We start from the raw sequence: 6,072 nt of genomic DNA on the forward strand, positions 1-6,072 counted from the left end.
TACGTATTGAACTTGGTTTACCTTCTCGTGTTATTAGTAAAAGAAGTTAGAGAAAACATTATGCCCAACCAATCAAATACTGTATAACCGCACCAAGAAATAAAGCCCTGGCTGCTACTATGCTTTTAAAAGCAGGCGAAATGAACCATTGCATTAAACAGTAAGCTAAGGAACCGAATCATGGCTTCTCAGACAGTAAAATTCGAATACGACCAGGAACGTAACATTCTGTTCGTTGTAGATGACTATGAGATCAACACCCCGGAGGAGGCCGATGCTTTTCTTGACCTGTATTCCCGGAAGTTCAAGGAGATAGGGCGAAAAGCGTATATTATAGCTTGTATAGACGGACTGCGAATAAATTCCAAGGTTCATGAATATTACGGCCGGCAGGTCAAGAAGCTCCTGGATGGCTCAATATTAGGCTTCGCCCGTTATGGCCGGGATCCAATGGCCCGAATGACGGTTCGCACATCCTCCCGCAAGGTCAATTTTGATATAAATATCCATGACACCAAGGAACAGGCAGTAGAGGCGGTCGAGAAAATAAAGTGAAGAGCATTCCTTTTAAAAACAAAGAAGTGGGCTGAATCATGGATCTTGATTATAAAATCTGGACCGATCCCGGCAAGAACCGGTTATACTTGGTGATCAAAGGCTCCATTTCCGACGATATGGCCAAGTCTGCGGCCGATAAGACCATGGAGGAGGCCAAAAAACTTCAATCCGGTTTTGCCGTGGTAAGCGATATCTCCCAAGCCCGGCCCACCGGCTCCAAAGGGGCCACCGAGATCAAACGCGCCCAGGCCTTTTTGGGATATTTGGGGGTCAAGCGTATCATCCAGGTTGTCCCGCGGTCCGATAACGGGGCGGACAAACAGCAGGGCTATCCTGCCGTCAATACGGTCTTTTCCATCGATGAAGCCGACATCATATTGGATAGATCGGCATAAGCCGGTATCGAACCACTAATTGAAGGAGGTAACCGAAATGTGGACTCCGATCATAGGCCGGAATGCGGGCGCTTTGTGGAAGATCCTCAATAACAAGGGGGAACATAACCTCAGCGCCCTTAAAAAGCAGGCCAAGCTGGACGATAAGAATTTTTATCTGGCGTTGGGCTGGCTGGCCCGGGAGGACAAGATACTATTCACCCAAAATAAAAACCAGATCACAATTTCCCTAAAATAACCTTATGGAGCCTTTAATTATGTATGCTACGGTAATTACCGAACGGGAGAGACAGCTGGGTTTCGTTGTGGCTGAAATGCCCCATCCCAAAAACCAGTATTTGGCCGAGCCGGAAATAGTATCCGCAGTACTGTTCAGACTGGACGAAAATAATGTGGTTGCCAAGGTTATCGACCCGGTAGGCGGGTATCGTTATTATCATAAGCATCGGCTGGAGGACGGCTGGGTAACAGTCAGCAATGTTGAAGTAGATCCCCAGGAGGCCATCTTAAAGACCAGGGAATATCTTTCCAGCCACAAGGCAACGGAGATTTGCTGACATGACGCTGATAAAATGGGCCGACCAATACAAGGTAAATATCGGGGAAATAGACGAGCAGCATATAAAATTGATCGGTCTGGTCAATGAACTATATACTGCCCTGAAAAACGGAGGGGCCAGGGCAATTTTGGCGGGAATTTTGACCGAGATGATGGATTATGCCGAATATCATTTCGAAACGGAGGAAACATTGTTCGGGCTTCATCTGTACCCCGAGACCATGCATCATATTCAGGAACATAATATGTTCAAGAAAACCGTTATTTCCCTGAAGGAAAAGCACGAAAATGAAGATTATTCTGCCAGTATGGAAACCATGTGTTTTCTCAGGGAATGGCTTAAGAAACACATACTGGATGAAGATAAAAAGTATGCGCCCTTTTTCATCGGTAAGGGGGTGTGTTAAAACGCCTTTTGAACCGGACCGTTCAGGTAAGGTAACCACGGGAGCAGACAATGAGGAATAAAGCCCAAATAAGAGCCCGGCGGGAACTGTTTTACATGACGGGCTTTTTGGCCGTCATTTTTTTATTAATTACCGCCGGGGCGATGCTGTTTTATGCAAGGCAGAGCCGTGCCCTGGCGGAGGAACAAAAGCAAGACCTTTCGGCGGTAGCGGACCTGAAATCGTCCCTGATAGAGTCATGGTATCAGGAGCGCATCAACAACGCCTGGGGTCTTGCCGACAGCCGTTCGTTTGCGGAAGCCACGGCCAAATGGTTCGAAAATCCGAAGGACGGACGGTTGAAAGAGGCGGCAGCCAGTCGTTTGGGTTCTTTGCTGCGCTACAATCAATACGAAGCCATTCTTTTACTAAAGCCCGACGGCACGGTGATGATGGCGATCAACGATTCCACCAAGCATGCCGGCCCCAGGGTAACCGGCTTTATAACCCAGGCCCTGGGCTCGGGCCGGGTCTTGACCAGCGATCTTTACTATTGCACCGAAGCCCAGCGTCCGCATATGGATTTTGTCGCGCCGATCGCATATCAAGGCAAGCAGACCGGGGCCTTGATCCTCCGGGTCGATCCCAGCAGGTTTTTTTATCCCCTTATTCGGAATTGGCCGACCCCCAGCCGCACTTCGGAGACCCTGCTGGTCAGGCGGGAGGGGGATTCGGTGCTTTTTTTGAATAACGTTCGGCATCGTGAAAATACCGCCCTGAAAATGAAAGCGCCCCTGACCGACACCATGCTTCCGGCGGTGATGGCGGTAACCGGCAGGACCGGAACGGTCGAGGGATATGACTACCGGGGCCAGCCGGTCCTGGCGGCATTGAGGAGGATATCCGGCACTTCCTGGTTCATGGTTTCCAAGGTCGACGCCGACGAGGTGTATGCCCCCGTAAAAAGGCTTTTCCTGGCGGTAGCCTTGCTGGCCTTTTTACTGGCCGGGGTGGCGGCCGGAGCGGTGGGCATTGTTTGGTACCGGCGCAGGAACCAATATCTGGAATCGCTGATGTCGGCCGAGTCGCAGCTTAAAGTGGCCAATATAAAGCTTTTGGAGAGCAACCAGGAGTTGGAAGCGACGGTGGAGGAATTGACGGCCTCCGGGCAGCAACTTAAGGCGGCCGAGGAGGAACTTCAACAGCAGTACAAAGAACTGCAAAAGAGCGTGGAGCGCTTTAGGTCAACCTTGGACAACATGCTGGAGGGCTGCCAGATCATCGGGAGCGACTGGCGGTATTTATACATCAATGAGGCGGCCGAAAAACACAATCGCCGTCCCACAGGGGAACTGCTGGGCAATAAATACGGCGACATGTGGCCGGGGGTGGAAAAAACCAATGTTTATGCCGTTATCAAGGATGCCCTGGAAAATAAAACCGCCCACCGGATAGAAAACCAGTTCATTTTTCCGGACGGCCAAAGAGGCTGGTTTGAGCTGGGAATTCAACCGGTGCCGGAGGGGGCGTTCATCCTTTCGGTGGACATTACGGATCGCAAGCGGGCGGAAACGGAGCAACAGCTGACGGTTGACGTTCTTCGAATACTAAACCGCCCGGAAAGCACGGAGGATATCATCAGTGAGATCCTTAACATCATCAGACCGGTCACCGGCTGCGAGGCGATAGCGGTCAGGCTAAAGGACAACGGGGATTATCCCTATTTTATCACCCAGGGATTTCCGGAGCATTTCGTGGAAAAGGAGCGGAGCCTTTGTTCCCGCGACAGCAGGGGCGAAGCATTAGTGGGGCAGGACGGCAAACCATTCCTGGAATGCATGTGCGGAAACATTATCACCGGGAGGGTTGACGCCACTAAGCCGTTTTTTACCCCCGGTGGCAGTTTTTGGAGCAATAACACCTCGGATCTCCTTGCCCAGACCACGGACGAGGATCGTCAAACCCGCACCAGAAATTACTGCAACATGATGGGATACGAATCGGTGGCTTTGGTGCCCCTGAGGTCTGACAACGAGACCATCGGGCTGATACAGTTGAACGACCATTCGCCGAACAAGTTCACGCACAACCTGATAAATTACCTGGAGGGCATAGGCGCCAGCATAGGGATCGCCCTGAAACGCAAGAGGCACGAGGAGGAGATTCAGGCGCAAAGGGAACAGTTGCTGGCCAATAACGAGGAGCTGATGGCGGCCGAACAGGAACTTAGGGCTGCCGAAGAAGAACTGCAACAACAGCTGGATGATTTAACCCGAAAACAGGAGGAATTATACCAAAGCAAACAACAGTTCCAGCTTCTGGCCGACAGTGCGCCGGATTCCATCTTCATACAGATTGACGGAAAATACGCTTATGTCAACCAGGCCTGCCTGTCTCTTTACGGGGCGGAAAGAACGGAGCAGCTGATAGGCCGCCCGATTATCGAAAGAATTCATCCCGATTTTCAGGAAATGGTCAAGGAAAGGGTCAGGTTGCTTAACCGGGAAAAGACGGATGTACCTACGGTTGAATATAGACACCTTAAGCTCGACGGGACACCGGTTGACGTCGAGGTTTCGGCAGTGCCCTTCGAATACCAGGGGGGAAACGGGGCATTAGTGTTCATGAGGGATGTTACCGAGCGCAGGAAGATCGAGCAGGAACTGCGGCAGGCCCAAAAGATAGAGGCCATAGGATTGCTGGCCGGCGGGGTGGCCCACGATTTCAATAACATGCTGGCGGGCATCATCGGCAATGTAGAATTGTTGGCTATGAAGCTTTCGGGCGACAAAGCCTTGTCATCTTACGTTAACAACATAGCCAATGCCGCCGATCATGCGGCAACCCTCACCCGGCAATTGCTTACTTTTGCCAGAAAAGGGCGAATGGTGTGGCAGCCCACCGACATCCACAATCTGATAAACGATACCTGCGGAATTTTGGAAAAAACCATTGATCGCCGCATAATGGTGAACCGTCAATTGGATGCGGTGCTGCCGGTGGTAAACGGAGATCCGTCCCAGCTGGAAAATATGTTATTAAACCTCGGGGTGAATGCCCGGGATGCTATGCCCGAAGGCGGTTTGCTTACCTTTTCCACCCGCGAGGAGGTGTTTGACAGCGACTTTATAAAAAACCACGGCTATCAGATCGAACCGGGGAAATACTTGCTTATATCTATATCCGATACCGGGGTGGGCATGGATAGCAATACGTTAAAACATATCTTCGAACCGTTTTTCACAACAAAGGACCCCGGGAAGGGCACCGGCTTGGGATTGGCCAGCGTCTATGGGACGATCATGAACCATAAAGGAGCGATAGAGATTAAAAGCGAACCGGGGAAAGGGGCTCTATTCAATATCTGGCTTCCTTTAGTAACGAACGCGGCGCCTGAAAAAAAGGCGGCGGGGTCCTTGACGGAAGATCTGACCGGCCAGGGCCGGATATTGCTGGTAGATGATGAGGAAATGATCCGGGAGGTGGCTCAAAATCTACTTAAGCATCTCGGGTACGAGGTATACACTTGTTCCGATGGCGCAGAGGCGGTAGGATTCTATCGCGAGCACCAAAACGAGATCGACCTGGTGATCATGGATATGATTATGCCGGTGATGAACGGTATGGATGCTTTTATCAAGCTTAAAAACATCAATCCGAAAGTAAAGGTGCTGATATCATCGGGCTTTAGCGCGGGGCGGGAGTCGAATGAATTGTTTAAATTGGGGCTCAAGGGTTATATAAGCAAACCGTATCATTTGGCTGATCTGGCTGCGAAAATAAAGAAGGTTATAAATGAAGAGTCAGGCTGAAAATAGTTTGGAGAATGCCGAATATCATGATAGGTGCCATTACTGGCGATATCATCGGCTCGGTCCATGAATATACTGGGAACAAAACCACGGATTTCCCCTGGTTTGTGGCTGAATCGCATTCCATCGACGATACCGTGCTTGCCGTTGCGGTAGCTGATTGTTTGTGGAATAAAAAGAACTACGCCAAGACCTTAGAGAATATGCCCGCCGATATCCCAATGCCCCGGATTATGGCGGGCCTTTTTATAATTGGGCGTTTTCACCGGATCCCAAGCCAGACAACAGTTACTGGAGATGGATGGTGGCCTGGGGAGAACCGTTCTTATAATAAGGTGATTGGAGAATCAAAAAGGCCGCAG

The 6,072-nt window shown here is 50.5% G+C and carries 7 protein-coding genes; all 7 read left to right on the top strand.

Features of this window, described 5'->3' with window-relative positions:
- Positions 1–180 precede the first annotated feature (180 nt).
- Entirely contained in the window at positions 181–555 is a 375-nt protein-coding gene (locus RDU76_09125; protein ID MDQ7799084.1) for a hypothetical protein, read from the top strand.
- Between the two features lie 38 nt (positions 556–593).
- Positions 594–953 carry a hypothetical protein gene (locus tag RDU76_09130; protein ID MDQ7799085.1) on the top strand — a complete coding sequence of 120 codons (360 nt, stop codon included), beginning with the start codon at positions 594–596 and terminating at the stop codon, positions 951–953.
- 37 nt (positions 954–990) lie between these two features.
- On the top strand, positions 991–1,191 hold the full coding sequence (locus RDU76_09135) for a winged helix-turn-helix domain-containing protein (protein ID MDQ7799086.1): 201 nt from the start codon (positions 991–993) through the stop codon (positions 1,189–1,191).
- Positions 1,192–1,210: 19 nt separating this feature from the next.
- A complete protein-coding gene (locus RDU76_09140; GenBank protein ID MDQ7799087.1) occupies positions 1,211–1,510 on the top strand; it encodes a hypothetical protein in 300 nt (99 codons plus the stop codon).
- Between the two features lies 1 nt (position 1,511).
- Positions 1,512–1,919: a bacteriohemerythrin gene (locus RDU76_09145; protein ID MDQ7799088.1), complete on the top strand. Its 408-nt coding sequence runs from the start codon at positions 1,512–1,514 to the stop codon at positions 1,917–1,919.
- Between the two features lie 50 nt (positions 1,920–1,969).
- Positions 1,970–5,710: a PAS domain S-box protein gene (locus RDU76_09150; protein ID MDQ7799089.1), complete on the top strand. Its 3,741-nt coding sequence runs from the start codon at positions 1,970–1,972 to the stop codon at positions 5,708–5,710.
- Positions 5,711–5,724: 14 nt separating this feature from the next.
- Positions 5,725–6,072: hypothetical protein (locus tag RDU76_09155; GenBank protein MDQ7799090.1), on the top strand; the 348-nt coding region annotated here is incomplete at its 3' end.

The organism is Candidatus Edwardsbacteria bacterium, assembly GCA_031082425.1.
Classification (GTDB): domain Bacteria; phylum Edwardsbacteria; class AC1; order AC1; family EtOH8; genus UBA2226.